Origin of the sequence: Pseudomonas sp. Sample_24, assembly GCF_004307605.1 — a bacterium.
Taxonomy (GTDB): Bacteria; Pseudomonadota; Gammaproteobacteria; order Pseudomonadales; family Pseudomonadaceae; genus Aquipseudomonas.
The window spans coordinates 1-2,583 of sequence record NZ_RCNW01000127.1; the positions used below are offsets into that span (position 1 = coordinate 1).

Consider the following 2,583-nt stretch of genomic DNA (forward strand, 5'->3'; position numbering starts at 1 on the left):
TTCCAGTGGGAGATCCAGCCGACAGTCCGCGCCAGGGCGAAGATCACGGTGAACATGCTGGTTGGAATGCCGATCGCCTTGAGGATGATCCCCGAGTAGAAGTCGACGTTCGGGTACAGCGAGCGTTCGATGAAGTACGGGTCGGTCAGAGCGATCTCTTCCAGGCGCATGGCCAGTTCGAGTTGCGGATCGTTCTGGATGCCCAGTTCTTTCAACACTTCGTCGCAGGTCTTTTTCATCACGGTGGCGCGTGGGTCACGGTTTTTGTAAACGCGGTGACCGAAGCCCATCAGTTTGAACGGATCGTTTTTGTCCTTGGCCTTGGCGATGTATTTGTCGATGTTCGAGACGTCGCCAATCTCATCGAGCATGGTCAGAACGGCTTCGTTGGCACCGCCGTGGGCAGGGCCCCACAGTGCAGCGATACCGGCGGCGATACAGGCGAACGGGTTGGCACCCGAAGAACCTGCCAGGCGCACGGTGGACGTCGAGGCGTTCTGCTCGTGGTCGGCGTGGAGGATGAAGATCCGGTCCATGGCCTTGGCGAGTACCGGGCTGATCGGTTTGATCTCGCACGGGGTGTTGAACATCATGTGCAGGAAGTTTTCCGCGTACGTCAGGTCGTTGCGCGGGTACATCATGGGTTGGCCCATGGAGTACTTGTAAACCATCGCTGCCAGGGTCGGCATCTTGGCAACCAGGCGGATCGCGGAGATTTCGCGATGCTGCGGGTTATTGATGTCCAGGGAGTCGTGGTAGAACGCCGAGAGGGCGCCGACTACGCCGCACATGACGGCCATCGGGTGGGCGTCGCGACGGAAGCCGTTGAAGAAGGTCTTCAGCTGCTCGTGAACCATGGTGTGGTTCTTCACGGTGCTGACGAACTGGGCCTTCTGTTCTGCGGTCGGCAATTCGCCGTTGAGCAGCAGATAGCAGGTTTCCAGGTAGTCCGACTTTTCAGCCAGCTGTTCGATCGGGTAGCCGCGGTGCAGCAGGATGCCGTTGTCGCCGTCGATATAGGTAATCTTCGATTCGCAAGAGGCGGTCGACATGAAACCTGGGTCAAAGGTGAAGCGGCCCGTGGCCGTCAGGCCCCGAACATCGATAACATCGGGACCAACGGTGCCGGTTAAAATGGGCAGCTCGACGGGGGCTGCGCCCTCGATGATCAACTGCGCTTTTTTGTCAGCCATGTGGCCTCCTATTTATGCTTGAAATCATCAGACAGACCCCCCACGCAGGGCCCGCACCACTATAGTGAGATAAATTCGAATGTCAATTTGCCTAAAGTCTTGCTCCAGAAGGCTTTAACCGTACTTTTTTCTCGAAATTGCCTGCCATTTACGCCTTTTATGCCCGTTGCGCAATCCGCTGTTTGGGTTAGGTCTTTGCGTTGTCATTAGTAGCCTAACTGTCTATACTCGGCCACCGACCGCCAAGGGCTTTTGGGCCTGCTTTATTGGGGGTCGCATCCCTGGGTGGTGGTTACCTGACCAGTGCACTCCCCAACAACTTTGCCCTGATTGTTAGGGGCTCTTCAGTGTGAAAAAAAAGCCGTGAAAAGCCAACGACCTGTAAACCTAGACCTAAGGACCATCAAACTCCCCATCACCGGCGTTACGTCGTTTCTTCACCGTGTTTCCGGCATCATCCTCTTCCTGGGCCTTGGCTTCATGCTTTATGCATTGGGCAAGTCCTTGGGTTCCGAGGAAGGTTTTGCCGACGTGAAGGCATGCTTGACCAGCCCGCTGGCCAAGTTCGTAGCATGGGGCCTCCTGTCCGCTCTTCTGTATCACCTGGTAGCCGGTGTGCGCCACTTGATCATGGATATGGGCATCGGTGAGACGCTGGAAGGCGGCCGCCTGGGCTCGAAAATTATCATCGCCGTTTCCGTGGTGTTGATCGTTCTGGCAGGAGTTTGGATATGGTAACCAGCGTTACGAACCTTTCGCGTTCCGGCCTTTATGACTGGATGGCGCAACGTGTGTCTGCGGTCGTTCTCGCGGCTTATTTCATTTTCCTGATCGGATACCTCGCTGCGAACCCGGGCATTGGCTACGACCAATGGCACGGCCTGTTCGCCCACAACGGGATGCGTATCTTCAGTCTGCTGGCCCTCGTGGCCCTGGGCGCTCACGCCTGGGTCGGCATGTGGACCATCGCGACCGACTACCTGACGCCGATGGCGCTGGGCAAGTCCGCGACTGCAGTACGTTTCCTTTTCCAGGCAGTATGCGGCGTTGCGATGTTCGCTTACTTCGTCTGGGGTGTGCAGATTCTCTGGGGTATCTGATTCATGGCTAACATTCCAACGATTTCTTTCGACGCCATCATTATTGGTGGTGGCGGTGCCGGCATGCGCGCAGCGCTGCAACTGGCACAAGGTGGTCACAAGACTGCCGTGATCACCAAGGTGTTCCCGACCCGTTCGCACACTGTATCCGCCCAGGGCGGCATCACCTGCGCCATCGCGTCGGCCGACCCGAACGATGACTGGCGCTGGCACATGTACGATACCGTCAAGGGTTCCGACTACATCGGTGACCAGGACGCTATCGAATACATGTGTCAGGAAGGCCCGGC

4 protein-coding genes are annotated in these 2,583 nt (G+C 57.2%); 3 read left to right on the forward strand and 1 reads right to left on the reverse strand.

Annotated elements, in window-relative coordinates:
* On the reverse strand, nt 1-1,193 hold a 1,193-nt coding region (gltA, locus tag D8V06_RS06345; RefSeq protein ID WP_130930640.1), incomplete at its 3' end, for a citrate synthase.
* A gap of 363 nt (nt 1,194-1,556) precedes the next feature.
* Between gltA and sdhC the strand changes: the two genes are divergently transcribed.
* The 3 genes from sdhC to D8V06_RS30750 form a co-directional block, all read left to right on the forward strand.
* The gene (gene sdhC / locus D8V06_RS06350; RefSeq protein WP_056852964.1) at nt 1,557-1,931 is read left to right on the forward strand and encodes a succinate dehydrogenase, cytochrome b556 subunit; all 375 of its coding nucleotides are present in this window, start codon (nt 1,557-1,559) and stop codon (nt 1,929-1,931) included.
* Entirely contained in the window at nt 1,925-2,293 is a 369-nt protein-coding gene (sdhD, locus tag D8V06_RS06355) for a succinate dehydrogenase, hydrophobic membrane anchor protein (protein ID WP_007977503.1), read from the forward strand. The genes sdhC and sdhD overlap by 7 nt, the downstream gene beginning before the upstream one ends.
* Before the next feature lie 3 nt (nt 2,294-2,296).
* A partial coding sequence (locus D8V06_RS30750) for an FAD-dependent oxidoreductase (RefSeq protein ID WP_130911235.1) occupies nt 2,297-2,583 on the forward strand: 287 nt, incomplete at its 3' end.